22 protein-coding genes are annotated in these 22847 nt (G+C 71.0%); 8 read left to right on the top strand and 14 right to left on the bottom strand.

The window, feature by feature from the left end:
• Positions 1 to 26 precede the first annotated feature (26 nt).
• Complete coding sequence (locus AB0B01_RS11870; RefSeq protein ID WP_361716127.1) at positions 27 to 1190, bottom strand: hypothetical protein; 1164 nt, start codon at positions 1188 to 1190, stop codon at positions 27 to 29.
• A 155-nt stretch (positions 1191 to 1345) separates the two neighbouring features.
• Here AB0B01_RS11870 and AB0B01_RS11865 point away from each other — a divergent pair, with 155 nt between their 5' ends.
• Positions 1346 to 2098, top strand: coding sequence for an HAD family hydrolase (locus AB0B01_RS11865; protein ID WP_361716124.1), 753 nt, complete (start codon positions 1346 to 1348; stop codon positions 2096 to 2098).
• 81 nt (positions 2099 to 2179) lie between these two features.
• On the opposite strand, the gene AB0B01_RS11860 is transcribed toward AB0B01_RS11865, so the two are convergent.
• Positions 2180 to 3193 (bottom strand): ScbA/BarX family gamma-butyrolactone biosynthesis protein, encoded by a 1014-nt coding sequence (locus tag AB0B01_RS11860; protein ID WP_361716121.1) that lies wholly within the window; start codon positions 3191 to 3193, stop codon positions 2180 to 2182.
• 116 nt (positions 3194 to 3309) lie between these two features.
• On the opposite strand from AB0B01_RS11860, the gene AB0B01_RS11855 reads away from it, so the two are divergent.
• The 3 genes from AB0B01_RS11855 to AB0B01_RS11845 all read left to right on the top strand — a co-directional run bounded on the left by AB0B01_RS11855 (position 3310) and on the right by AB0B01_RS11845 (position 5634).
• Entirely contained in the window at positions 3310 to 3945 is a 636-nt protein-coding gene (locus AB0B01_RS11855) for a ScbR family autoregulator-binding transcription factor (RefSeq protein WP_361716118.1), read from the top strand.
• A gap of 67 nt (positions 3946 to 4012) precedes the next feature.
• Entirely contained in the window at positions 4013 to 4783 is a 771-nt protein-coding gene (locus AB0B01_RS11850) for an SDR family oxidoreductase (protein ID WP_361716115.1), read from the top strand.
• A gap of 242 nt (positions 4784 to 5025) precedes the next feature.
• Positions 5026 to 5634 carry a sigma-70 family RNA polymerase sigma factor gene (locus AB0B01_RS11845; RefSeq protein WP_361716112.1) on the top strand — a complete coding sequence of 203 codons (609 nt, stop codon included), beginning with the start codon at positions 5026 to 5028 and terminating at the stop codon, positions 5632 to 5634.
• Between the two features lie 64 nt (positions 5635 to 5698).
• On the opposite strand, the gene AB0B01_RS11840 is transcribed toward AB0B01_RS11845, so the two are convergent.
• Positions 5699 to 6304, bottom strand: coding sequence for a TetR/AcrR family transcriptional regulator (locus tag AB0B01_RS11840; RefSeq protein WP_361716109.1), 606 nt, complete (start codon positions 6302 to 6304; stop codon positions 5699 to 5701).
• Between the two features lie 653 nt (positions 6305 to 6957).
• Here AB0B01_RS11840 and AB0B01_RS11835 point away from each other — a divergent pair.
• On the top strand, positions 6958 to 7725 hold the full coding sequence (locus tag AB0B01_RS11835) for a response regulator transcription factor (RefSeq protein ID WP_361716106.1): 768 nt from the start codon (positions 6958 to 6960) through the stop codon (positions 7723 to 7725).
• A 164-nt stretch (positions 7726 to 7889) separates the two neighbouring features.
• Here AB0B01_RS11835 and AB0B01_RS11830 read toward each other — a convergent pair whose 3' ends face one another.
• Entirely contained in the window at positions 7890 to 9032 is a 1143-nt protein-coding gene (locus AB0B01_RS11830) for an MFS transporter (RefSeq protein ID WP_361716103.1), read from the bottom strand.
• Positions 9033 to 9163: 131 nt separating this feature from the next.
• On the opposite strand from AB0B01_RS11830, the gene AB0B01_RS11825 reads away from it, so the two are divergent.
• The gene (locus AB0B01_RS11825; RefSeq protein ID WP_361716100.1) at positions 9164 to 9562 is read left to right on the top strand and encodes a MerR family transcriptional regulator; all 399 of its coding nucleotides are present in this window, start codon (positions 9164 to 9166) and stop codon (positions 9560 to 9562) included.
• A 46-nt stretch (positions 9563 to 9608) separates the two neighbouring features.
• On the opposite strand, the gene AB0B01_RS11820 is transcribed toward AB0B01_RS11825, so the two are convergent.
• From AB0B01_RS11820 to AB0B01_RS11775, 10 genes are all read right to left on the bottom strand, one after another.
• Positions 9609 to 10508 (bottom strand): fumarylacetoacetate (FAA) hydrolase, encoded by a 900-nt coding sequence (locus AB0B01_RS11820; protein WP_361716097.1) that lies wholly within the window; start codon positions 10506 to 10508, stop codon positions 9609 to 9611.
• 76 nt (positions 10509 to 10584) lie between these two features.
• Positions 10585 to 11889, bottom strand: a complete 1305-nt coding sequence (locus AB0B01_RS11815; RefSeq protein ID WP_361716094.1) for a pyridoxal phosphate-dependent aminotransferase — start codon at positions 11887 to 11889, stop codon at positions 10585 to 10587.
• A gap of 153 nt (positions 11890 to 12042) precedes the next feature.
• A complete protein-coding gene (locus tag AB0B01_RS11810) occupies positions 12043 to 13698 on the bottom strand; it encodes an AMP-binding protein (protein ID WP_361716091.1) in 1656 nt (551 codons plus the stop codon).
• The gene (locus AB0B01_RS11805; protein ID WP_361716088.1) at positions 13695 to 14813 is read right to left on the bottom strand and encodes a Glu/Leu/Phe/Val dehydrogenase dimerization domain-containing protein; all 1119 of its coding nucleotides are present in this window, start codon (positions 14811 to 14813) and stop codon (positions 13695 to 13697) included. The genes AB0B01_RS11810 and AB0B01_RS11805 overlap by 4 nt, the downstream gene beginning before the upstream one ends.
• Before the next feature lie 65 nt (positions 14814 to 14878).
• The gene (locus AB0B01_RS11800; protein ID WP_361716085.1) at positions 14879 to 15442 is read right to left on the bottom strand and encodes a gamma-glutamyl-gamma-aminobutyrate hydrolase family protein; all 564 of its coding nucleotides are present in this window, start codon (positions 15440 to 15442) and stop codon (positions 14879 to 14881) included.
• An 11-nt stretch (positions 15443 to 15453) separates the two neighbouring features.
• Positions 15454 to 16275, bottom strand: coding sequence for an acetylglutamate kinase (locus AB0B01_RS11795; RefSeq protein WP_361716082.1), 822 nt, complete (start codon positions 16273 to 16275; stop codon positions 15454 to 15456).
• A complete protein-coding gene (gene argC / locus AB0B01_RS11790; RefSeq protein WP_361716079.1) occupies positions 16272 to 17330 on the bottom strand; it encodes an N-acetyl-gamma-glutamyl-phosphate reductase in 1059 nt (352 codons plus the stop codon). The genes AB0B01_RS11795 and argC overlap by 4 nt, the downstream gene beginning before the upstream one ends.
• Positions 17327 to 18175 (bottom strand): RimK family alpha-L-glutamate ligase, encoded by an 849-nt coding sequence (locus tag AB0B01_RS11785; protein WP_361716076.1) that lies wholly within the window; start codon positions 18173 to 18175, stop codon positions 17327 to 17329. Before AB0B01_RS11785 ends, argC begins: the two co-directional genes overlap by 4 nt.
• Before the next feature lies 1 nt (position 18176).
• Positions 18177 to 18362, bottom strand: coding sequence for a lysine biosynthesis protein LysW (locus AB0B01_RS11780; RefSeq protein WP_361716073.1), 186 nt, complete (start codon positions 18360 to 18362; stop codon positions 18177 to 18179).
• A gap of 79 nt (positions 18363 to 18441) precedes the next feature.
• The gene (locus AB0B01_RS11775) at positions 18442 to 19596 is read right to left on the bottom strand and encodes an isopropylmalate synthase (protein ID WP_361716070.1); all 1155 of its coding nucleotides are present in this window, start codon (positions 19594 to 19596) and stop codon (positions 18442 to 18444) included.
• Positions 19597 to 20035: 439 nt separating this feature from the next.
• On the opposite strand from AB0B01_RS11775, the gene AB0B01_RS11770 reads away from it, so the two are divergent.
• Together AB0B01_RS11770 and AB0B01_RS11765 are read left to right on the top strand one after the other, a co-directional pair.
• The gene (locus AB0B01_RS11770) at positions 20036 to 21208 is read left to right on the top strand and encodes an acyl-CoA dehydrogenase family protein (RefSeq protein ID WP_361716067.1); all 1173 of its coding nucleotides are present in this window, start codon (positions 20036 to 20038) and stop codon (positions 21206 to 21208) included.
• Positions 21209 to 21229: 21 nt separating this feature from the next.
• Positions 21230 to 22453: an acyl-CoA dehydrogenase family protein gene (locus tag AB0B01_RS11765; RefSeq protein ID WP_361716064.1), complete on the top strand. Its 1224-nt coding sequence runs from the start codon at positions 21230 to 21232 to the stop codon at positions 22451 to 22453.
• Positions 22454 to 22847: the final 394 nt, after the last annotated feature.

The raw sequence follows: 22847 nt of genomic DNA, 5'->3' as shown, positions 1-22847 counted from the left end.
TCGCACGTCGGGCCGGGAGCCGCGGATCAGCGCCGCCCGGCCACCGAGTTCAGCACCTGGAGCCGCTGCTGCGTCAGGTGCAGCAGCCGCGGCTCCAGCGACGGCAGCGCGCCGAGCAGGCGCAGCAGTTCGGGCCCGGCCTCCCGCGCCGCGGCCTGGTCCTTGAGCTGTGTCCAGCAGTACAGCGCCCCCGCCCCGGCGGCCAGCACCTCCGGGGCGTCCGGCGCATGCCGCTCCAGGCGGGTCGTCCCGGCCCGGATCCACAGCCGGGTCGCCAGCCGGTAGTCGCCGGCCATCCGGGCGAGGTCGGCGCGGATCTCCGCCCAGTGGGCCGCCTCCGACGAGCCCCGCCCGCAGGCCCGCAGCGCGTGCTGCTCCCAGGCCCGGGCGAGCGCGGCCGCCTCCTCGTGGCGGCCCACGGAGGCCAGGGCGTGGATGTGCGGCCGCGGATCCTCGGCCGACTGCGACTGCGACTGCGACTGCGACTGCGACTGCGACTGCGCGGGCCGGTCACTGAGCGCGCGCGTGGCCGGCAGCACCAGCGTGCCCGGCGGCAGCGCGGCCGCCCCCACCGCGAAGGCGTGCACCTGTACGTTGCCGGGCCGGTGCGGGCCGCGCCGCAACTGCTCCACCCAGTGCCGCGTGTACGGGCTCACGCCGTCGGGCCCGCCGGCGAACGCGGGCGGCACGACCACCCCGTACACCTCGGCGGACGGCGAACCGGGCAGGCTCCCGTACTCGTGCAGCACCGGCCACGCGCTCTTGTCGGCGACCAGGTCGAGCACCACCGTGGTCAGCCCGGCCGACCGCGCCCGCAGCTCGGTCCCCAGCCACTCCCACGGGAACGCCGTATAGCGCACCGACGACGCCGTGGTCCCCGCGAGCGCCAGATGCAGGTGCCGCCCGCGCCGGTCGAGCGTGAGCCGCCCCGACAGGTACACCAGCAGCGGCCCGGAGGTGGCGGCGGCCGCCCGCAACCGCAGCAGCACGGTGTGCGGATCACGGGCCCCGTCCAGATAGGTGGTGTCGCTGGGCACCTGACTGCCCAGCAGCACCGCGGGCGGCACCGCCGCCACCGCCGCCACATTGGCACTCGGCGCCACCTGCACGGCCCGCCGCCGCACGGCGGCATCCCCCGCTATCAGAAGGACATGCCCCCGCTGCGGCGCGCCCAGCTCATCGATGTGCATGCACAGACGGTACTCACGTCTTTCCCGGCCGGGCCCGCGGGGCGAGGACGGGGCGAGGCCCCGGGAGCACTCCGGGAACCGTTTTCGCTGCTTGTCCGCCCCTGACCGGTTGTGTGATCTTGTCCCCGACCCCCTCCCACGGAAGGCACGACACGATGACCACGACCGCCCTGCCCACGGCCTCCGCCCGGGCCGCCGAGGCACCGCGCGCCCGCGAGACCGGGACCGAGGCCGAGTCCTCCGAGCCGGTCGAACTCGTCATCTTCGACTGCGACGGGGTCCTCGTCGACAGCGAGCCCATCGCCGTCCGCACGCACGTCGCCCTCGGCGCGGAGCTGGGCTGGCCGCTGACCGAGGACGAGGTCATGGAGCGCTTCGTGGGCCGCTCCACCACCTCCATCGGCGAGCAGATCGCCGCCCGGCTCGGCGCCGGCACCGCCCGCGTCTGGGACCAGCGCTTCCGCACGCTGCACGCCGAGGCGGTCGACGCCGGCCTGCAGGCGGTCGACGGCATAACGGAGGCCCTCGACGGCCTTCGTGCCGAGGGCCTCGGACCGCAGCAGTGGTGCATCGCCTCCAGCGGCAGCCACGACAAGATGCGGCACACCCTGGGCCGGGTCGGACTGTACGACCGGTTCGCCGGCCGCATCTTCAGCGCCCAAGAGGTCGAGCACGGAAAGCCCGCCCCCGACCTGTTCCTGCACGCCGCCCGCTCCCTGGGCGTGGACCCGGCCCGGTGCGCGGTCGTCGAGGACAGCCGCTTCGGCATCCAGGCCGCCGGCGCCGCCGGAATGCGCGGCTTCGGCTACGCGGGAGGCCTCACGCCCGCCGCATGGCTGGCGCTGCCCGGAACGGTGGTCTTCACCGACATGCGCCGGCTGCCGTCCCTGATCGCCCCTCACCTCTGAGGCCCGGGCGGTCGACGGCCCGGCTTCCCACGCGGCTCGCGGCCGGCCGGGGCCCGCGTCACCGCCGGGCCGGGATCCGCGTCACACGGCCGCCGGCTCGGTGTCGTAGGGGCCGGCTCCCTGTGGTTCGAGGGTCACGATGCACGAGAAGGCGATCCCCCCTCGCTGCAACGCGACGACGTCGACGCGCGGCCGGCCCCGGTGGTCGGGCAGCGTAGGCTCCGCCGCGATCCGGCACGGGGCGTCGAACTCCACGTACTGGAAGAACGTCGAGTCGAACGCGACGGGCAGCGCACGCCGCGGGCCGACGCGGACCAGCGCGGCCTGGCGGGCCGCCTCCAGCAGCAGCATGCCCGGCACGTGGTCCACCGGGTGGTCGAAGAGGACAGGATGCGAAGTGTCACTGCGCAGCAGCCAGCGCGCGGGGGCGTCCGCGACCGACAGCACCACGTCCGCCTGCCGCAGGCGCCCCACGGCGGCGGCGGGTATTGGGGGAGGCACCGGCCGGGCCGCGGCCATGGCGGTGAGCGGGTCCGCGTACCCGGCGCGCAGGCGCTTGTAGATGGCGGGCGGGTTGCTGGTGAACCGGGCGCGCGCGGAGCCGAGCTCCCTGCCGCCCGCGAACGCCGTGACGTCCATGGTGATCGCGGCCATGCGGGCGGCGCGCCGGACGATGTCCGAGCAGATGATGCGCAGTTCGAGGACGGCCGGGCGGTGCTGGATCCGCAGGGCGGCCGGGTCGACGCTGTAGGTGAAGTACTCCCAGATCAGCTGGTGTCCGAGCGGGACGTCGTAGGCGACGTGGGAGAGGAACGGGATGCTCTGGCGCACCGTCTCCGCGAACAGCAGCGGATCGAAGGCGCCCAGGGACCGCTCGTAGAAGGCGTGCGAATCGGGCCAGCGGGCGGTGACGGTGAAGTCGTCGGATCCCCGCCGCTGCAAGCCGGTGAGGAGCACCTCGGCCGGTCTGCGTTTGTGCACCAGGAGCTGGATCGCCTCCGCCGAGGTGGGTCGGCGTAACGGCTGGCCGGGAACGGTGGAGCGGGTGGGCGGGGCGGCGGCGGAACGGACTTGCGCAGGCTGGACGTTGATCACTGATTCACTCCAGGTACGGCGAGCAGGCCTCGTTGTAACCTCAGTCGCGGGCGGTGGGGGGAACCGAGAGTCATAAAATAACGTGTGTTCTTTTTGTTTGTCGATGGAGATACTCGATGCACGAGCCGAAGCAGGAACGCGCCGCCAAGACGCGCGACCAGATCCTCCGAGCGGCGGCGGCGCTGCTCGAAGAGCACGGCTACCGTGGTACCTCCATGAGAGCGCTGGCCCAACAGGCCGGAGTCACGCTCGGAGCGGTCTACTTCCACTTCCCCAACAAGGAGGCGCTGGCCCGCGCCGTCATGAACGCGCAGCCCGACACGATCGTCCCGTACCTCGGATCGGCGGGCCTGCAGCGGCTGGTGGACATCACGCTGGTGTGGTCCTGGCGGCTGCGCACGGACCTGCTGCTGCGCGCCGGCGTGCAGCTCGCCGTGGAGCAGCGGGCCCTGGGCGTACGCGACGACACCTCCTTCCGCGACTGGCAGGAGATCATGGAGGGCTGCCTGGAGGAGGCCGTGGCCAGGGGTGAGCTCCTGGAAGGGGTCCAGCCCTCGGAAGTGGCCGAGTTCATCGTCGGTACGTGCACCGGGACCCAGCTGCACTCGCAGCTGATGTCCGGGCGGGCCGACCTGACGGACCGGGTGATCCGCATGTGGCGGTACCTGCTCCCCGGCCTCGCCCCGGCCGCGGTCGCGGCCGCCATCGACCTCGACCCGCAGCGCGGGAAGGCGGAGTCGCGGGTGGGCTGAACGGGCCGGCCGCCTTGTGAGAAGGATCATGCGGAGGGGCCCGAAAGTGCGTGGTTGAATGCGCAACATGCGAGTTGAGGGGTTACTCCAGGGCAAGGCTGTCATGATCACCGGCGCATCCAGCGGCATCGGGGCCGCCGCTGCACGGCTCTTCGCCGCAGAGGGCGCGGACGTCGTCCTGATGGCGCGCAGGAAAGACCAACTGACCGCAGTGGCACGGGAGATCGCCGAGGCCGGGGGCCGGGCGACCGTACTGGCCGGGGACGTCACCGACCCCGGGGACGTCGAGCGCGTCGTGGCCGGCGCGGTGGAGGCCTACGGCCGCCTGGACGGGGCGTTCAACAACGCGGGCTGGGCGACGGCCGGCACCCCCCTGCACGAGACCGACGACTCCGTCTTCGAGCGGGTCATCGACGTGAACCTGCGCGGGGTCTGGCACTGCGTGAAGTACCAGATACGCGCCATGCTCGCCGCCGGCTCGGGCGGCTCCATCGTGAACACGGCCAGCGTGGCCGCCGTGCTCGCGACGGGGGCCACCGCCTCCTACATCGCGGCCAAGCACGCGGTGGTGGGGCTGACGAAGGCCGCCGCCGACGAATACGGCGGCCAGGGCATCCGCGTCAACTCGCTGGTGGTGGGCAGCACCCTCACCGAGCTCATGCAGGAGGTGCTCGCCGACATCCCCGCCCTGGAGGAGCCCTTCACCTCCCGTTCCATGCAGAAGCGGATGGCCGAGCCCGCCGAGGTCGCCCAGGCCGCGGCCTGGCTCCTGAGCGGCCGGGCCTCCTTCGTCACGGGGACGGCCCTGCCCGTCGACGGCGGGTGGACCGCCAGGTAACCGCAGCGCCGCAGTCGTGTCAGCGCCGGGCGCCCGCGAGGGCGGCGCCCGGCGCTTTTGCGTGTCCGCCTGCAGTCCTCGCGGCGCCGCCACAGGCCCAACTTGCCAAGACCGTCGCGGATGTTCGCCGCACCGAGAAAAACGAACGCTCGATATGTAACCTGTGCGTACCCACACAGTCCTCCGCCGGATCCACCTGTACTCCCGTGGTGCGGCGGGCGTACAGGAGCGCAAGAACACCCATGACGGACACGACCACGGTCCCCGCCGCAGAGACGGACGAGCAGCGCTCGACTCGCTTCGAGCGCGATGCCGTCGGCTACCGAACCCTGCTGTATGCCCACGCCATGCGGCTGACCCGCAACCCGCCCGACGCGGAGGACCTGGTCCAGGAGACGTACGCCAGGGCCTACCGCAGCTTCCACCAGTTCCGGCCCGGCAGCAACCTGCGGGCCTGGCTGCTGCGGATCCTCACCAACGCCTTCCTCACCGACTACCGCAAGCAGCAGCTGGAGCCGCGCTGCGCACACACCTCGGACATCGAGGACTGGCAGCTCGCCAGCGCCGCCTCCCACACCTCCAGGGGGCTGCCCTCCGCGGAGTCGCAGGTCATGGACCGGATCCCGGACCCGGTGATCAGCGAGGCGCTGCGGGCGATACCGGGGGACTTCCGGACCGTCGTCTACCTCGCCGACGTCGAAGGCCTGCCGTACGAGGAGATCGCCGCTCTGGTCGGCATTCCCAACGGCACCGTCAACTCCCGCCTGCACCGCGGGAGAAGGCGGCTGCGGATCCTGCTCGACGGACACCTGGGGTACCGGGCCGACACGGGCACCCAAGTGGGGGAGTAGACGCTCCGCACCGCGGGCGGCGGCGGTGGCGGGGTCCGCGTGCTGTCGGGCCCCGCCTGCCCCGTCAGGGCGCGGCCCTGTCCCCACACGCGATTGCGGGCAGCACCAGGTGCCAGATGCGCGTGAGTTGCTGCTCGGCGCTGTCACCCTGGTCTTCAGGGGACTTGGCGCGGCTGCGGGCGTACGTCTCGGCACCGGTGACGAGGTAGGCCACCAGGGCGAGCACCGTCTCGTGGTCCGCGTCCGGGCGCAGTTCGCTCGGCGCCGCTCGCGCGAGCAGGCGGTCGAGGATGGGCAGCCAGAGGGGGCACCAGGCCGCCGCGCCGTCCACGCGCTCGCGCGCGAGCCGCGCAGCGGCGCGGACGGGGGGTTCCTCCTCCAGCAGCCTCGCGATCTCGATGGTCAGGGCGACCATGGACTGGAGGGGCACTTCCTCGCACACCGCCACCCGGTCCGCCGCGGCCCGCAGAGCGGACTCGCCACGCGCCTGGACGGCGTCCGCCAGTTCGTCCTTCGACCGGAAGTGGAAGGTGAGGGCCCCGATGGAGATGCCGGCGGCGTTGCTGACCCGGGCGAGTGTCGTGGCCTCATACCCTGCGCAGTCGAACGCCGCGGCGGCGGCCTGCACCAGAGCCTCCCTGGTACGGACGGCTCTCTCTTGTTTCACCATGGGCATTCTCCGGATTCCACCCAGCGTGCATGGGGGTCTCTTCGGTCACGTGGTCGACCAACGGTGAGCCCATGATGGCCCCGCTGGTTGAACGGATGGGGGGCTGCTCCCGGGCCGTGGCGCATTCTCGCCGGGGCGGGCTGGAGCCCTGGACTGGACGCATGGGTGCGGGCCACATGTCACCTCCATCGCCGGCATGTTGGCTTCCGCTTCGTCTGCGGTTCCGGCACCAACGCAACTGGCGAGGGGTGACTCGCCTTCCCGGATCGCCACGATTCAACCGAAAGTGGCGGGTTCTCACCCCCCCCGTGAAGTGGTCGGCGTCCGGGCGAGTCCGTACGGGTGTGCCGGCCGACCTGGTCTGCGTGTCGACGCCGGGAACGGAAACCGCGTAACCCGTGGCCGCCGTGACCAAGGCGTGGACATCGACGGTCGAAAAAAAGAGAACGTTCGTTATGCTATGAGGGACGGTCACGCCAGGGAGGGGGATGCAGCATGGCGGGAAACCGAGCACGTCGAACGCCGGGGCCGGATCGCGAGAAGCCGGCCTCCTTCTTCGCCGAAATGCTGGTCGACCGGCTGCCGCAGGCTGACCAGCGGCGCACCCTCGCCCCAACCGGTTATGAGGGGGAGCAATGACTCAGGGGGCCACCTTGCGAACCGAGGAGGCCGGCCGGACGCAGATCGCGCCTGCCGGATCGCGGCCGCAGACACCGCCGATCTCTCGCTTGCAGCTGAGAAAGGTCATCACGTCGCCGATGGCCCGTGTCCTTGTGGTCGAGGACGACGCGGCTGAAGCTGAAACGAGGGTGCGGGACCTGCGTCGGCAGGGGTACTCGGCGAGCAGTGTCGACACCGGTGCCGAAGCGCTGAGAACGCACCAGCACTCGGACCTGGTCCTGCTCGACCTCGACCTGCCGGACATCGACGGCCTGGAAGTCTGCCGGTTGATCCGGGAGGCGGGGGACAAGCCGATCATCTCCGTCACCGCTCGCGACACCGAACTGGACCGGGTCCTCGCCCTGCAGGCCGGAGCCGACGACTGCGTCGTCACCTCGTGCGGCTTACGTGAGATGACGGCTCGTATCGAAGCCGTGCTGCGCCGGGCCCATCCGCAGCCGGAGCCGACACGGATCATCTCCCTCGATCCGCTCCACATCGATGTCGGAACCCGAGAAGCCCGCTTGCACGGCGAGCCGGTGAACCTCACCGGAAAGGAGTTCGATCTGCTGCACACCCTGGCTGCGAACCCCGACGGCGTCGTGTCCCGCAGGGAGCTGATGGCCCGGGTCTGGGACACCAGTTGGGCGCATTCCAGCCGAACCATCGACACGCACGTAAGCAGCCTGCGCGCGAAATTGGGCGCCAGCAGGTGGATCATCACGGTCCGCGGTGTCGGCTACCGCATGGGCCGAGGCTGACCTCCCGTGGAAACCGGTATGCGGACGCGGCCCCCGTGTGATCAACGGCTTCAGACGCCTTGATCACACAGGGGCCGCTGCTCGGTCCGGCAGTCCCGTGCTCCACCCACCCCAAATCCGGGATGAACGCGGCCCACGGCCCTGTCGTGCCGTCCGGCGATGCGTCAGGCCGAGTCCGGCCGCTTGGCGGGGAAGCCGTGCGCACGGGCGCCGACCACGACGAGCAGCACCGGCACGAGGAGGACCAGGACGCTCCACGGGAAGGAGGTGGGGCTGAGCGCGGAGAGCAGGAGGCCGCCGACGGCCCCGCCACCGGCCATGAATGAGTTCCACGTGGTGACCAGCAGAGCCTGCCCGCGGTCGCCCCCCGCATCGGTGACCGCGGTCTGCAGGAGGGTGGCGACACCTCCCCAGCCGAGCCCCCACAGCACCATCGCCACATAGACCACGAGGGGATGCTCGGCCACCAGGGCCAGCAGGACTGCCGCCACGATGAACAGGGCGGTGCTACCGATGGTCAGCGCGCGCAGCCGGCGGTCGACCAGTGCTCCGGTGATGAAGATGCTCACCATGGAGGCGATTCCGAAGACCAGCAGCACGAGGTCGCGGGAGCCGCCCATGTCGTACTCGTCGAGGAACGTGGCGATGTAGGTGTAGAGGATGTTGTGGGCCAGCACGTAGGCCGCGACCACGAACAGGACCGCCACCACGCCGGGAAGGCGCAGGGCCTTCAGGATGGGCTCCCGGTTCTCCGGCCGCTGCCCCGGGGAGTCCGGCACCGACGCGAGGATCCACACCACCAAAAGGACGGAGACCACGCTCACGAGGCCGAACGTCAGCCGCCAGCCGAACAGTCCGCCGAGGAACGTGCCCAAGGGGATGCCCAATGACAGGGCGAGCGGGATGCCGGCCATGGTGATCGCAATGGCCCTGCCCTGCAGGTGAGGCGGGGCCAGGCGGCGGGCATAGCCGACCAGCTCCGCCCACACCACGGCCGCTGCGACGCCGGCCACCAGGCGGAACGCCATCGTCAGGGCGTAGCTGGACGAGATGGCCGTGACCAGGTTGGCAACGGCGAACACCACTACGGCGAGCAGGAGCAGCTTCTTGCGCCGCCACCCTGCCGTGGCCACGGACACGGGGATCGCCGAGAGGCCCGTGGCGATGGCGTAGATCGTCAGTGACTGCCCCGCCGCCGACTCGCTGACCGAGAGGTCACGGGCCATCTCGGGCAGCACGCCGGCCGGCAGCGCCTCGGTCAGGATGCCCATGAAAGCGGCCGTACCCAGCGCCAGCAGCGGCGACATGGGAAGTTTCCTGTTGTCGGTCGCGGGGGGAGAAACGTTCGGTGACTCAGTGTGGGAAGTCGTCATGACTTGTATCCTCAAACCCTTACATAGATGTGAAGGTCAAGATGATCCGATGTGGGGTGGGTCACATGCTGATCGGGCAGTTGTCAGAGCGCACCGGCACCTCCCGCCGGCTGCTGCGCTACTACGAGGAGCAGGGCCTGATCCGGTCCCGTCGCTCCCTGAACGGGTACCGGGAGTACGACGAGGACTTCGTGGACCGGGTCCTCCAGATCAGAGGACTGCTCGCCGCCGGGTTGCCGACCCGGGTGATCAAGCAGGTCCTGCCGTGTCTGGACACGCCCAGGGCGATCCACGTCTCCGGCGCCACCCCGGAGACGATCGCCGCACTCGAACTCGAGCGCGACCGGATGACCGAGCGCATCCGGTGCCTGGAACGCAACAGGGAGGCCATCTCCGGCTACTTGGCAGCCGTGCGCCGCGCCTCCTGTGAGAGGGCCCCCGCGGAGGCGGCCGCGACGGCCTGACCGCACTGGCGCGCGCCGGTCGGGGCGGACCCGGCCGCCCCGACCGTCAGGCGGCCTCGACCGGGCGGACGTACTCGATGACGTTGGACAGCACGACGCCGTGGCTGGCCACGTCGATGGTCACCCGGTCGCCGTCGGCGATCCGGAACCCGTCGTGATAGCTGGCCTTGTCGGCCCCGAGCAGTACGTAGCTCACCAGTCCCGGCCGACGCATCACCGGATACGAGAACAAGTGGCCGACCATGTCCTCGACCCGGTGGTACAGGGCGTCCGCGCCGCACGAGAAGTCGCCCTTCCAGGCCGCCGCCCCCTCGCGTTCGATGGTGATCCGGCCGGTCACCGTACGAGGCGGTTCGCCGAGGAACAGCCACGGCGTCATGGACGTTTCGCAGAGCTTGGAGTAGGGCGTCCATCCCCACGGGTTCTTCAGGTGGTAGCCGATGTCGTTCAGGTCATTGGCGAACGTGTAGCCGACGTAGCGCGGAGTGCCTGCCTCGTCGTTGACGTAAACCAGGGCGACCTCCGGCTCCTCCAGCAGAGCGACGGTCGACGCGGCGGCGGCCAGCGGCTCGTCCGGCATGCGCACCCAGGAACCGAAGCCCTTGATCAGCCAATTCGGCGGCCTGAACTCCGCTGCGGGGTCCGGGGCGTCGGCGTACTTGGACCGGTGTGTCCCCATGAAACCGGTCAGGAGGGCGTCCCCGCCGGTCGTGGGCAGCAGCGGCGGGAGGAGGCGCACCTCCGGGTCGCCGGCTGTGACAGTGATCGTCTCGGCCCCCTCGGTGACGGCGGCGATCACTGCCTCCGGGCCGCCGCCCGCGAGGAAGGCGGCTCGGAGCTGCCCGTCGGTCACCCGGTACAGGGTCTTGGTCTCGCCGGCGACCGCCTTGCCGAGGCCCGCGTACCGCAGGCCCTGGTACTCGCATTCGAAGAGGATGATGGACATGGTGGTCAGAGACCTCCTGAGTTGTGGGCTGACCCGCGTGCCGGGGCGGGCCCCTGCGCGCGGCGGTGATGAGTGGTTACGGTCGCCCGCTCAGCGTGTTCCGGGCGGCGAACGGTTCGGTGAGGTCGGTCAAGACCTCCGCGATGCGGTCCAAGGACGCTCTGATCCAGGGCAGTCGCAGCGGGTCCGCGGCGGTCAGGGCGGCGGTGCGCTGGGCGTCGGTCTCACCGTAGAGCCGGCTGGTTGCGGCCCGGATCCGCAAGGCGCGCTCGGGCTCCCCGAAGGCAGTGCCCGGCAGCAGGCCGACCCCGTACCGCTCCGCGAAGAGGGCCGCGAGGTCCCCGCCGCCGTGTACCCCGTGCACGCGGCCGAGTTCGTCCCGGAGCGGCTCGAAGTCAGGGTAGAGGTAGGAGGTTGCCCGCACGGGCGCCAGTTCGGCGCCGACGGCGGCGAACCGATGAGACACTGCGCAGACCACCTTCTCGTGCAGCCGTCGGCAGGAGGCGACGTGCGCGAGGACCTCGGGCGGCTCCGCGAAGGCGTACGCCGCGGCGGCCTGCACGGGGGCCGCGGTGCTCGACCAGATCTGGCTGGCGACGCCGATCAGCCGGGTGTGCACCTCGCGCCCGATCGGGCTGTCGGGGAGCCGGGCGACCCCCATCCGCCAGCCGCCGAGAGCCAGGCTCTTGGTCAGCCCTGTGGTGACCACGGTCCGCTCGGGCGCGAAGGAGGCGGGGGAGACCGCACGGTGGGCCGGATCGAAGACGAGGTCGCAGTAGATCTCGTCGGAGATGACGACCAGGTCGAGCTCCCGCGCCGCGTGAGCCAGGCGCCGGACGGTTCCCGGCCCAGCGATGGTGCCGGTCGGGTTGTCGGGCAGAGTCACCACCACGCACCGCGGGTTGCGCCCGGCGGAGCGGGCGAGGGCCACCGCCTCACGCAGCGCCGCCGGGTCGGGCACCCCGCCCTCGCCCGGCAGGGTCGGTACGGGAATCGGCCGCGCCCCGGCCAGTTCGGCCTGCGCCGCGTAGCTGACCCAGCTCGGCACCGGCACGACCACGTCGCCGCCGACGGCCAGCATCAGGGCGAAGAGCAGCGGCTTGCTCCCCGGACCGCAGACCACCAGCCCGGGATCAGTGGGAAGGCTCCTGCGGCCCCAGTAGCCGGCGGCCGCGGTGCGCAACGCAGGACTTCCCGCGACGGGGCCGTAGGCGTTGCGGTCCGCAGCCCCGGCGAGCCGCTCCCGCAGCGACGGGAGGACCGGGAGGCCGATCTCGCCGCTGGCCAGCGAGAGGACCTGCTCCCCGGCACGGCGGCGGCGGTCCAGCTCCTCGTCGGCGGCGAGGGTCGCCGACATGGTCACCGGCGCGGGTGCGGGCATGAGTTTGCCTCCAACTGATCGGGCTTCGGCGGTCGCGGAGTGGGGGAACGGGGCTTCGGGGGGTGACACGGGGGCGGGTCACCCCCCGAAGCGGGGTACCGGGGGTGGCGGGGGAGTGGTCACCCCCGGGGCATCGCTGCCGGAGGGCGGGGGTCACCCGCCGGCGTACAGCTCCCGCAGCTCGACCTTTCGGATCTTTCCGGTGAGGGTCTTGGGCAGGGCCTCGACGACCTCGAGGCGCTCCGGGAAGAACCGGGGGTCCTGGCCGGCACCTCGCAGGTGTTCGCGGATCTCGGCCAGCGTGGGGTGGTTCTTCCCGCGGGGGACGGCGACGGCGAGGATCGGGTCGTCGACCGTCCCGTTGGGGCCGACGAGGGTTGCCTCGACCACCTTGGGGTGCCGAGAGATGATCGCCTCCAGCTCCGCCATGGGGACGACGATGCCGTCACGCAGGATGGTGTCCCTGGAGCGGCCCAGGATGCGGATGCCCCCGCGCCCGTCCTCGCGCGCCACGTCACCGGTGTCGAACCAGCCGTCTGCGGTGAGCTCGGCGTCGAAGGCGTCCTGCTGCTTGTAGTAGCCGAGCGCTTGTGACGCGCCGCGTACCCGCAGCCGGCCCACCGGGGCCCGCTTGCTGGGGTCGTGGCACAGGTCGATGCGGATCTCCATGGAGTCGATCGGCCGCCCGTGGCTGTGCGCCGCCCAGTCCTGGTTGTAGTCCAGCCGGCTGATGGTGACCGGACCGAACTCGGACATGCCCCACACCGAGTACGTGCGGGCCCCCAAGGTGTTGCGCAGCTCGTCCACCAACTGCTGGAGCACCGGTGCCGCGCCGGTGACCGTGTGGCGCAGGCTGGAGACGTCGTGCGGATCGACCTGCTGGGCCCGGGCGACACCGGAGAGGGTGGGCGGCGGCCCGTAGAGCAGGGTGGCGCCGTACCGCTCGACCAGATCCAGCATGCCGGCGTGGTCCTGGCCGTCCTGGAAGGCGATCGTCCCGCCGAGCATCACCCCGGCGAGGACGCCTTGGCCGAATCCGGAGTAGTGCACCAGCGGGGTGGTGACCGCGATCACGAGGTCGTCGCGGAGCAGGAAGGTGTCGACGTAGCCCCGCACGCCCGAGTGGACGGTGTTCTGGCTGTGCACCACGCCTTTGGAGTAGCCGGTGGTGCCGGAGGTGAACAGCACCACGAACGGCTCGTCGGGCCTGAGCTGGCGGCCCTCCAGATCGCTCGACCGCTGCTTTTCCCAGTGCGCGGCGACGAAGTGGTCGTGGAAGTCGGTCGCGCCCTCGGGGGCGTGCCCGCCGACCACCACCACGTGCTCCAGAGGCAGCTCGGACTGCAGCGCGCGGACGGTGTCGGCGAGCGGGTAGCCGTCCCAGTCCGGCACGGTGATGTACACCCTCGCTTCGGTGAGTGCGAGGCGGTGGCGCAGCTCGTCCTCCTGGCAGACGGGGGCGATCGGACAGATGATCGCGCCGACGGCCATGCAGGCGAACATCAGGGGCACCATCTCCCACCGGTTGGGCAGCTGTACGGCGACGACGTCGCCGCGCTGCACGCCCAGTTCGAGCAGGGCCCCCGCGAACCGGTCGGTCAGCCGGGCCAGCTCGGCGTAGTCGAGGGTGTCGGTGCGGGCATCGTCGAGGCGGCGCCCGGCGACGGCCAGTTTGCGGGGCCGTTCGCGCGCTTGACGGCGCAGGTCGTCGAGGAAGGTCTCGTCCCGCCACCAGCCGCGCCGGCGGTACTCGGCCATGCGGTCGGCGGGCGACCCCGCGGCCAGGATGGCGGAGGTTGTCGAGGTCATCGGCGTTCCTCGCGGCGGGTGGCGAGCAGCTCCGGCAGCGGGTCGCCCGCGCCGGCGGCGGCGATCTGGAGAAGGTCGCGGGTGTTGCGGCGCACCCGGTCGCCGACCCAGTCGAACACCCAGGCCTTGCGGGCCTCGGCCTCCAGGCCGAAGGGGACGACGCGGGTGACGGCCAGGGCGGCCGAGGCGGCCCCACCAATGTTGGCGATCACTCCCGGGACCAGGACGGCGCCCGAGGCCCGCACCTTGTCCTTCGCCTCGGCGCTGGAGCTGAGGTTGCCGCCTTCGACCACGAGGCCGGCACGGAGCCGGTGCGCGTTCTCGGCGCTCAGCGCGTACTTCTGCGCCGCGAGGATCAGCAGGTCGGCGTCAACGTCGAGCCAGGCGTCCGGCTCACCGGACACGGTGACGTGCTGCGGCAGCCGGGAGCGATCGATCCGTCCGAACTCGTCGGTGATGGCGACAAGGTCGGCCACCGGCAGGCGGTCCGCACTGATGGTGCCCTCGATGTCGGCGATGCCGACGATCACGTGCCCGCGGTCCTCCAGGAACCGTGCGACCGCCCGGCCCACCGCACCGAAGCCCTGGACGACGACCCGGGCCGGCTCGGTCCGGCCGCTTGCCTCCAGGGCGGTGACGGCCGCCACCCCGACGCCGTGTCCGGTGCAGTCGATCAGCGGCTCGTAGTACGTGCGCCAGTCGATGGGCATGTCGGGAGCGCCGAGCCTGTACCGCGGGTCGTAGCCGGCCTCGGCGAAGAAGACGGCGCGGTCTGCCGGGGTGACGCCCATGTCGATGCCGAGGTGGATGCCGCCGTGCAGCAGCGGCTTGACGGTCCGCCCGAAGGTCCGGAACGTCTCCTCGCGGTTGGTGCCGTCGGAGACGATGCCGGCCTTGGCACCGCCGATGGGCAGGCCGGCGAGGGTGAACTTGTGCGTCATGTCACGGGCGAGCCCGGCCACCTCCGCCTCGGTGACCCCGGTGGTCATCCGTGTGCCGCCCATGGCCAGTCCGTCGTACAGGGAGTCGACGACGACCCAGCCCCTGACCGTGCCGCCACTGCCGTTCAGGTGGACGGTGAACGCGGGGTCCTGTGGGTTTTCCAGATCACTCATTGCCAAGTCCTTGCGTACGTAGATGTGTTCATATGACTGCGTGCGCTGGGTTCACGCGGCGAACGTCACTGGTAGAGCTGCGTGAAGCCCCGGAGGATCTCCAGGCCGTCGCTGCGGAATTCGAGGTGCGCCTGCGAGCCGAGGATCCGGCCGTCGTCGGAGCGCATGAATTCCACGGGCGCGAGCTCGGAGCGGCCGATGGAGCGGAAGCCTTCCGGGGCCTCCTGGAGGTAGAGGGTGTGGCGGTGGAAGACCGTCACCGTCGGCTTCACGTACGTGAAGAGCTGCTCCTCCTTGTCCACCTGCACCTCGTAGCCGCCGACCCGCTGCGGTCCCTCGGCGAGCCGGCCGCCGGCTGCGACTGCGAGGATCTGCATGCCGCCGCAGATCCCGAAGACCGGGACGTCGGCGCCCATGACGAGGTCGATGAGCGGCTTGTAGTAGTCGCGGTCGTAGGCCCTCACCTTGGTGCCGCTCAGGACGATCGCCTGGTGGCGGCCGTCGAGCCGGGCCGGCACGGACGCCGCGTCGACCACTTCGGTTTCCGAGCCCAATTGCTCAAAACTCTGCTGCAGCTGCTTGAGGGACAGCGTTCCGTTGTTGACGACCAGTACACGGGGTTGCGCCACGTTCTTGCTCCTCACGTTCGCGTGATGACGGTGCCGGTGCGGGCCGCGAGCAGATCCGTGACGTGCGCGCTGCCGATCACGACGCGCTCCGCACCCCGCTCCAGGGCCTCGCCCGCGGCCCGCAGCTTCTTGCGCATGCCGCCGGTGGCGCCCTTGTCCCGGAACCTGGTTGCCGCCTCCGCGGTGATGCGGCGCACCGGCTCGCCGTCGATCAGCAGGTGCGCGACATCGGTGACGAGGACCAGGTCTGCGGCGCCGACGGCGCCGGCGATGGCGGCGGCGGCCCGGTCGGCATCGGTGTTCACCTCCTGGCCCGCTGCGTTGCGGGCCAGCGGCGTGACGAGGTAGGCGTGGCCTGCCTGCAGGTTCTTCAGCGGTGCCGGGTCCACACCGGAGATCGGCCCGACCAGGTTGGCCAACTCGACCAGCTGCTTGCCCTGCCACCACCAGCGCTCGCCCTCGCCGGCGCTGATCAGGCCGTCGCTGCCGAGCAGCCGCTCCGCGGTGATGCCGCGCGGTTCGAGCAGCTCGAAGACCTGATCGCTCAGCGCAGCGCTGACGGTCTTGATGTCCTCGATGACCTCGGGCGTGGTCCAGCGGCTCTGATTGCCGTACCGGTCGCGCAGGATCGCGGACGGCTCGCTGTAGCGCGGGCTGAGCTGTTTCAGGGGTTTGGACCAGCCGTGCACCAGGATCAGGGGGCGGTCCCTGCCGTACTCGGCGAGATCGTCCCACCAGGCGCCGTCGAGGTCGTCGAGGCAGCTGCCGCCGAGTTTCACCACCGTCGGGGCCGGATGCTGCTGCTTCTGCAGGTTCTTAAGGGTGTCACTCATGCGGGCATCACCGGCTGCATCGTCAGGCCCGTCTCCTCGGGCAGCGTGAATCGCTTGTTGGCGGCCTGCACGGCCTGGCCCGCGGCTCCCTTGACGAGGTTGTCGAGGGCGGCGAGGACGACGATGCGGCCGCCCTCCTCGTCGTGCAGGACGGTCACGTCGCAATAGTTGGAGCCCAGGACGGCTTGCGGATCGGGTACCGGGATCAGCGTCTCGGTGTTCCGCCGCACCCGCACGAAGCGGTGCTCCTTGTAGAAGCGCAGGTAGGCACGCTGCAGCTCCCGGCCGTCGACCTCGTCGTCGGTGAACACGTAGGCGCTGGCGAGCAGCCCGCGCACGTGCGACACCCCGTACGCCGACATGGTCAGCGAGCCGACGCTGCCGGGCTTGCTGCGCTCCAGGAAGTCGCCGACCTCGGCGGCGTGCCGGTGCCCGGTGGGCGCGTAAGGTGCGATGGCGCCGTTGCGCAGCGGATGCAGGTCCGGGACGCGCAGCTGTACGCCGCCGCCGCTGGAGCCGCTCTTGCCGTCGATGACCACCGTCTTCAGGTCCAGGCCGAGGCCGAGGGTCAGAGGGGCGAGCCCGAGCGTGATCGCGGTGGCGTAGCAACCGGGGACTGAGATCAGCGGGGCGCCGACCAGTTGGTCCCCGACCAGCTCCGGCACTCCGTAGACGAAGCGGTCTGCCAGTCCGGTGCCCCGCCTGGCCTTCGGGTACCAGCGTTCGTGCAGTTCGGGGGTGCGGATCCGGAAGGCCCCGCTCAGGTCGATCACGCATTCGACTCGGTCGGCGAGGAGCGCGGCGAGCTCGGCCGAGACCGGGGCGGGCGTGGCGAGGAACACCACGTCGCACCGCTCGGCGATCGCCTCGGCCGTGACGGGCTCGATGGTCAGGCCCAGGTCGAGGCGGAGCCCGGGGTGCAGCTGGGCGGGGCGCTTGCCGGCGCTGGAGTTGCCGCCGAGGAAAGTCAGCTTGAATTCGGGATGCTGGTTCACCAGCCTGATCAGTTCACCGCCGGTGAAGCCGGAGGCGCCGACGATTCCCACTCTGATCATGCGAGTATCTCCTGCAGGTGACGGGCGACGGCCGACGGGATGTCCACTTCCGTCGTCGAAGCCACTCCCCGCCAGGCGGGGGCGTGGTTGACCTCGTTGACGAGGTAGCCCGAAGGGGTCTTGAAGAGATCGACCCCGTATATGCCGGCGCCGAGCTGGTCCACGACGCCGTCCACGATCTTCTGTACCTCGGGGTCGTGGGCGAGGGCCCGGCTCTGGTTGCCAAGCGCCGCATTGCTGCGCCAGTCGACGCCTGCGCTCTCGAACTCCGCGGCCGCGACGATCTGTCGGCCGACGACCAGGCAGCGGATCGAGCCACCGCCGAGGTACGGCTCCACCAGGCAGGCCTGCTCGAAGGCGTGGCCGAGGTCCTCGACATAGTCGTAGACGGAATGCGCCAGGTCGGAGTCGCGGACCAGGGTGACGCGCTTGCCCATGCCGCCGTAGACCGGCTTGAGCACCACGGGCAGGCCCAGTTCGGCGAGCGCCTTGTCGAAGTCGCTGCGGGAGAGGACGAGCCGGTAGTCCGGCACCGGCACGCCGGCGGCGGACAGTACGGCGCGCAGCACCAGCTTGTTCTCGCAGGCGTGGATGGCCGCTGCGGAGTTGAGGGCGGTCACTCCGGTCGACTCGGCCAGGGTGGCGAGCAGGCCACCGCGGGTGTAGCTGCGGCTGCGGACGAGCAGGGCGTCGTAGCCCTCGATCGAGGGGGCCTTGGGGTCCCCGAGGCACAGGGACTCGTCATTGATCCAGTCGATGTGCAGGCCCCATTCCGGTGCCGCCTGGATGAGCTGGCGTTCCTCCCAGCCGACCCGGTCAGCGACGATGGCAATGCGGTTGCCCATCTCACTGGCCCCAGTCGCGGAGCTGTACTTCGACCATCTGCAGGCGCAGCTGACCGTCCTGGATGTCCTCGACGCGGAGCGTGAGCATGCACTCGGGGCAGGCGATGGTCTCGCCCTGGACGATCGGCGGCACGGTCAGGTCGGTTTCGCACTCGGGGCAGACGCCGGTGAAGGTGGCGGTGGACATCGGGCAACTCCGTATGTTGTACGTGGTCTGGGTGTGAAAGGAGGGGCTGATCTGGGCCCCGACTCTGTCGGGAGGAGGCTCAGACAGCCTGGAAGTCGATGGCGGCCTTGCGTATCGCGTCCCGGTCGAGCAGCGGGCGGCCGTCCCGCTCCTGCCGCTCGATGAGCCACGGGGTGAAAGCGTCGACGTCCACGTCGACGCCCGACTCGGCGAGCGCCCACGTGACGAGGGGGGGAGTGAGGCGCGTGCGCACACAGAGCTCACGGGTGTTCCCGACGAGCTCGGCCGGCAGCGTCTCGTACGCCTCTGGGTTGTTGAGCTGACCCGGCAGCTCGTACGCGAAGGCATGTGGCGTTGTCGGCCCCGACTGAAAGGCGTTGCCGAGGCCGGCGCCCCTGAGTGCCACCCGTGACAGCTCGGTGAGGTGGGTCAGGTCGAAGCGGGTGTCACCGTGGATGACGCGCAGGGAGGTGAGCAGCTCGGCCAGCGGGGCGTTGCCGCCGCGCTCACCGATGCCGCCGACGGTCGCCGAGATCCACTGGGCGCCCGCGCGGATTGCCGCAAGGGAGTTGGCGACGGCCATGCCCAGCATGTTGTGCGAATGGATTTCGATCTCTGAGCCGTCGATCGCGGTGAGGTCGGCGATCACTTCCTCCATCTGCCAGGGCGACAGGTACGCGACGGTCTCCGCGAGGCGGAACCGGTCGGCCCCGGCTTCGAAGCCCGCCGTGACGTAGGGGACGAGCCGCCCCTTGGGTGTACGGGCGCCGTCCTCGCCGCTGAAGGTGACGTGGAAGCCGCGCTCCTTGGCCTGCGAGATCGCCGAACGGGCCAACACCTGAAGGTACTTGGGGCTGGGAGAGCCGAGCTTCAGCCTGGCGTGCTGCTCGGAAGTGGGAATGGAGTACATGATGTGGCGCACGCCCAGGCGCTCCGCCTCATCCAAAGCCTTCGTGACCTGCTGTCGGTCCTGCACCACCACGAGCGTCATGCTGCGTTCGGGACCGACGGCTTCGTGGGCGGCGAGGACCAGGTCGGCGTCCTTCGAGTTCGGGCCGGAGATCATGCCCACCTCGACCAGGTCGATGCCGGTCTTCACCAGCAGGTCCGCGATGACCGCGGCGTCCTTGGGGCCGAACTCGACGCCCGCCATGTGCGCGGAGTCTCGCAGGGTCGCGTCGGACAGGTGGGGCAGTCCTTTCGGAAGACTTCCCTCGTGCTCTGCTATCGCCATTGCGTTCCCTCCTTTTTCAGAACCGGTTTCCGTGTTTACCCGGCCGGTTCTGCGCTTAATTCTCGTCGCCTGGTGCAGGTGAGCGGACAACGCCAAGAGCAAGGCGATGTGGGGCGCTGCCGAATATGTTGGCCGACTCGCCGTGCAGGTACAACGGCCCCCATGTCAGAACTGTGTCAAGGACTGTGATGGAAGGTCGGGGCGGGTGAGGTATGCACATGCTCCGCTGATCGGATGCCAAATATCCGCAGGCGCCCTTAGATGTGCAGGGGATCGCCGGATACGCTGTTCGGGTCCATTTCGATAAAAGGAGTGGAGTAATTGATTCGAAGTTCCGAAAGTCCTTCGATCGCCGCGATGTCAACGAGATGTCCGCAGACCGATCTGTGTCCGCGGTCTCGTACCAGACTCCGTTCAAAGGGAAGAGAAAGGGAATCCGATGGCGTTTCCGCGTTCCCCCGTCGACGCCGGCGGTGCCGAGCCGATGCTCGCTGAGCGGGCTCGGGAGCTCGCCGACCGAGTGGCGCGACCGACGGTCATGGACCGCGACCGCGACCGCCGGTGGGACCCCGGGCTCTTCGCCGAGCTGGCCGATGCCCGGACCGGGCTGGGCCTCGCCGGGCCGCTGGTTCCGCGCGCCCTGGGCGGTGGCGGCCTGTCCGCCATGCAGACGTGTGCCCTGCTGGAAGGTCTGGGCGAGGGCGCCCGCGACCCGGGCCTCGCCCTCGCGGTCAGTGTGCACGCGGTCCTGGGCACCGTGCCCATCCGGGCATTCGGCAGCCCCCGGCAGCGCGAGCGCTACTTGCCCCGTATGGCCTCGGGCGACTGGATCGGAGCGGTGTCGCTGCGCCAGACGCAGGGCGCTGCCCTCGCTCCCGCCATCATGGCCAGGCCCGCCGCGGCCACGGCAGGCGGCTGGGAACTCACTGGCGAACTGGACCTGGTGGCGTGCGGTCCCGTGGCCCACCACTTCCTGGTCATCGCCGCGCACGACGACGGCGGCCGCACTGCGTTCGTGGTGGACCGCGCCACACCCGGGCTGCTGATCAACGAGGCCGGCCCGGCGGCCATGAGTACCTGCCCGTGGGGGCGGCTGGCGCTGGACGGCATTCAGCTTCCGGACGACGCGGTGCTGGGCAGCGTCGGCGGCGCCGCAAGCGAGGTGGAGCCGCTGCTGGCGGCGCTCGACTGGGTGTTCACCAGCGCACCCTGGCTCGGCGTCATACGCGCGCTGACCCGGGACGCAGTCGACGGCGCCCGCGAGCGCCGCCTCTTCGGCCGGCCCCTGGCCCACGACCAGTCCGCCCGACTCATGCTGGCGGACCTGGGCACGCGCTGCGAACTGGCTTCTGGGCTGCTCCACCGGGCCGCCGGGCAGTTCGACGCCGGCGGTCGTCCCTCGCAACAGGACGCGGCCGCCGCCCGGCTCTTCGTGGCGGAGGCCGCACGAGCGGTCACCAGTGGTGCGGCGACCCTGTCCGGGCCGCTCGCCTCCACCGGCGACCACCTGATCGAACGGGCACACCGTGACGCGCTGTTCTTCGCGGGCACCGGGGGCGGTACCGAGGTGCTGCGGCCGGTGATCGCGGCATCCCTGCTCGGACTCGGCTGAACGTAAGGACTGCACACTGACATGAATGGCGGACAACGCGGCACCGACACCGCGCCGAGCTTCCCGGGCATTGCCGCCCGGGCCACCGAAACCGACGCGACGGGAGATATACCACCGCAGAACTGGAAGGACCTCATCGACAGCGGCTACCTTCGGCTGTTCCATCCGCCGGAGCTCGGCGGCACCGGCGCTGACGGCCCCGCCTTGGCCGAGGCCATGGAGGCCCTGGCCGGGGCCTGTTCGAGCACTTACTGGTCGGCGACCGTTTCCGCCCTGCTGTGCGGCAAGCTGATCTCCACCTACGGCGACCCCGGCAAACATCGGCGGCTGCTCGACCCCCTGCTGGCCGGGGAAAAGCTGGCCGCCTTCGCCATCGTCGAGCCGGCCGCAGGCAGCGACGCCAGTACCTACCGCACCACTGTCCGCCCCGCCGGGCCGCCCGGCAGCGGCTTCGTCATCAGTGGTGAGAAGGCCCGCATCACCAACGCCCCGGACGCGGACCTGGCCGTGACGCTCGCCCGGCGGGAGAAGCCCGCCGGGGACGACGGCCCCGACTGGTGCTTGGCTTTCGTGGACCTGCGGCAGCCGGGCGTCCGCCGGTACGAGATTCCGCACATGGGTCTGCGGGGTATGCCCTGGGGCGGCATCGTCTTCACCGACGCCCACGTCTCCGAGGACGACGTGGTGCCCGTGCCCTTCACGGAGCTCGCCGAAGGCATGACGTGGGGGTGGCTGCTGGTTTCGATCGCAGCCATCGCCACCGCTGAGTCCGCGCTGGCCGCCTCGGTGCGGCACGCCCGGGAGCGGGTCTCGTTCGGCCGGCCGCTGGCGCACATGGAAGGCGTACACGCGCAGCTGGCCGAGTCCCGTGCCCAGATCGACGCAGCGCGGTTGCTGGCCCGACGGGCGGCGTGCGAGCGCGCCTCGGGCCGGTCGGCCAAGGACCTGATCGGCATGCTCAAGATCTACGCCACAGAGATGGCCGTCGAGGTCACCGCGCGCGCCGTGCAGATCCACGGGGCGGCTGGTGTGACGCAGGGCCACGAAGTGGAGCGCCACTACCGAGACGCCCAGATGAACGTCATCGGCGCGTTCGCCACCAACCGGCTGCGCGAACAGGTCGCCGAGGGCATGGGCCTGGGACCGGCGGTCTACCGGTCCTTCGACTGGGTGACGCCCACCGGCCTGACCCGGGACTCGGCGGGCCTGGACGGTTTCCCCCGCCCCGCGGAAACCGTGTCCTGACTGCGGCGGCGGACGGCGTCGGCGCCCGACTGGCCTGCTCAAACGGACGAAGCTCCTGGCAACGGGCGATCTCGGTCGTCCGCCTGTGCCAGGGCATCGGCGCCGTCCGCCGCGTCCCGCAGCGCCCTCGGGACCCGCCTGGGCCTCCAGGCGGTCGCCCCGCTCGCCCGCATGGAGATCACCGAGGCGCCGCCCGCGCTCGCCGCCGGCTCGGGGCGTGGTCCGTCACCGGCACCCTCACCGGGCGCCCCGCCATGGGGATCACCGACCCGAACGAGGTCCACCTGCGGTTCGGCTGCCCCATCCGCCTCCCCGCCGCCGGGCACCCCAGGCATCCCCACCGGTCACCCCTTCGAAGCGCCGTGTGCCGTCGTCCCCGCGGGGACGACGGCAC

It is taken from the genome of Streptomyces sp. NPDC044571, assembly GCF_040647115.1.
Lineage (GTDB): Bacteria > Actinomycetota > Actinomycetes > Streptomycetales > Streptomycetaceae > Streptomyces.
The sequence above is the reverse complement of the archived record's forward strand: the minus strand, read 5'-3'. Positions and strand labels throughout refer to the sequence as shown.

Bases quoted from the DNA above. Each gene is read 5' to 3' on its own strand.
- AB0B01_RS11775 (WP_361716070.1), bottom strand. From the start codon at position 19,596: ATGGCGATAGCAGAGCACGAGGGAAGTCTTCCGAAAGGACTGCCCCAC.
- argC (WP_361716079.1), bottom strand. From the start codon at position 17,330: ATGATCAGAGTGGGAATCGTCGGCGCCTCCGGCTTCACCGGCGGTGAA.
- AB0B01_RS11870 (WP_361716127.1), bottom strand. From the start codon at position 1,190: ATGCACATCGATGAGCTGGGCGCGCCGCAGCGGGGGCATGTCCTTCTG.
- AB0B01_RS11850 (WP_361716115.1), top strand. From the start codon at position 4,013: ATGCGAGTTGAGGGGTTACTCCAGGGCAAGGCTGTCATGATCACCGGC.
- AB0B01_RS11785 (WP_361716076.1), bottom strand. From the start codon at position 18,175: ATGGGCAACCGCATTGCCATCGTCGCTGACCGGGTCGGCTGGGAGGAA.
- AB0B01_RS11830 (WP_361716103.1), bottom strand. From the start codon at position 9,032: ATGTCGCCGCTGCTGGCGCTGGGTACGGCCGCTTTCATGGGCATCCTG.
- AB0B01_RS11810 (WP_361716091.1), bottom strand. From the start codon at position 13,698: ATGACCTCGACAACCTCCGCCATCCTGGCCGCGGGGTCGCCCGCCGAC.
- AB0B01_RS11815 (WP_361716094.1), bottom strand. From the start codon at position 11,889: ATGCCCGCACCCGCGCCGGTGACCATGTCGGCGACCCTCGCCGCCGAC.
- AB0B01_RS11825 (WP_361716100.1), top strand. From the start codon at position 9,164: ATGCTGATCGGGCAGTTGTCAGAGCGCACCGGCACCTCCCGCCGGCTG.
- AB0B01_RS11840 (WP_361716109.1), bottom strand. From the start codon at position 6,304: ATGGTGAAACAAGAGAGAGCCGTCCGTACCAGGGAGGCTCTGGTGCAG.
- AB0B01_RS11845 (WP_361716112.1), top strand. From the start codon at position 5,026: ATGACGGACACGACCACGGTCCCCGCCGCAGAGACGGACGAGCAGCGC.
- AB0B01_RS11795 (WP_361716082.1), bottom strand. From the start codon at position 16,275: ATGAGTGACACCCTTAAGAACCTGCAGAAGCAGCAGCATCCGGCCCCG.
- AB0B01_RS11820 (WP_361716097.1), bottom strand. From the start codon at position 10,508: ATGTCCATCATCCTCTTCGAATGCGAGTACCAGGGCCTGCGGTACGCG.
- AB0B01_RS11805 (WP_361716088.1), bottom strand. From the start codon at position 14,813: ATGAGTGATCTGGAAAACCCACAGGACCCCGCGTTCACCGTCCACCTG.
- AB0B01_RS11780 (WP_361716073.1), bottom strand. From the start codon at position 18,362: ATGTCCACCGCCACCTTCACCGGCGTCTGCCCCGAGTGCGAAACCGAC.
- AB0B01_RS11765 (WP_361716064.1), top strand. From the start codon at position 21,230: ATGAATGGCGGACAACGCGGCACCGACACCGCGCCGAGCTTCCCGGGC.
- AB0B01_RS11865 (WP_361716124.1), top strand. From the start codon at position 1,346: ATGACCACGACCGCCCTGCCCACGGCCTCCGCCCGGGCCGCCGAGGCA.
- AB0B01_RS11770 (WP_361716067.1), top strand. From the start codon at position 20,036: ATGGCGTTTCCGCGTTCCCCCGTCGACGCCGGCGGTGCCGAGCCGATG.
- AB0B01_RS11855 (WP_361716118.1), top strand. From the start codon at position 3,310: ATGCACGAGCCGAAGCAGGAACGCGCCGCCAAGACGCGCGACCAGATC.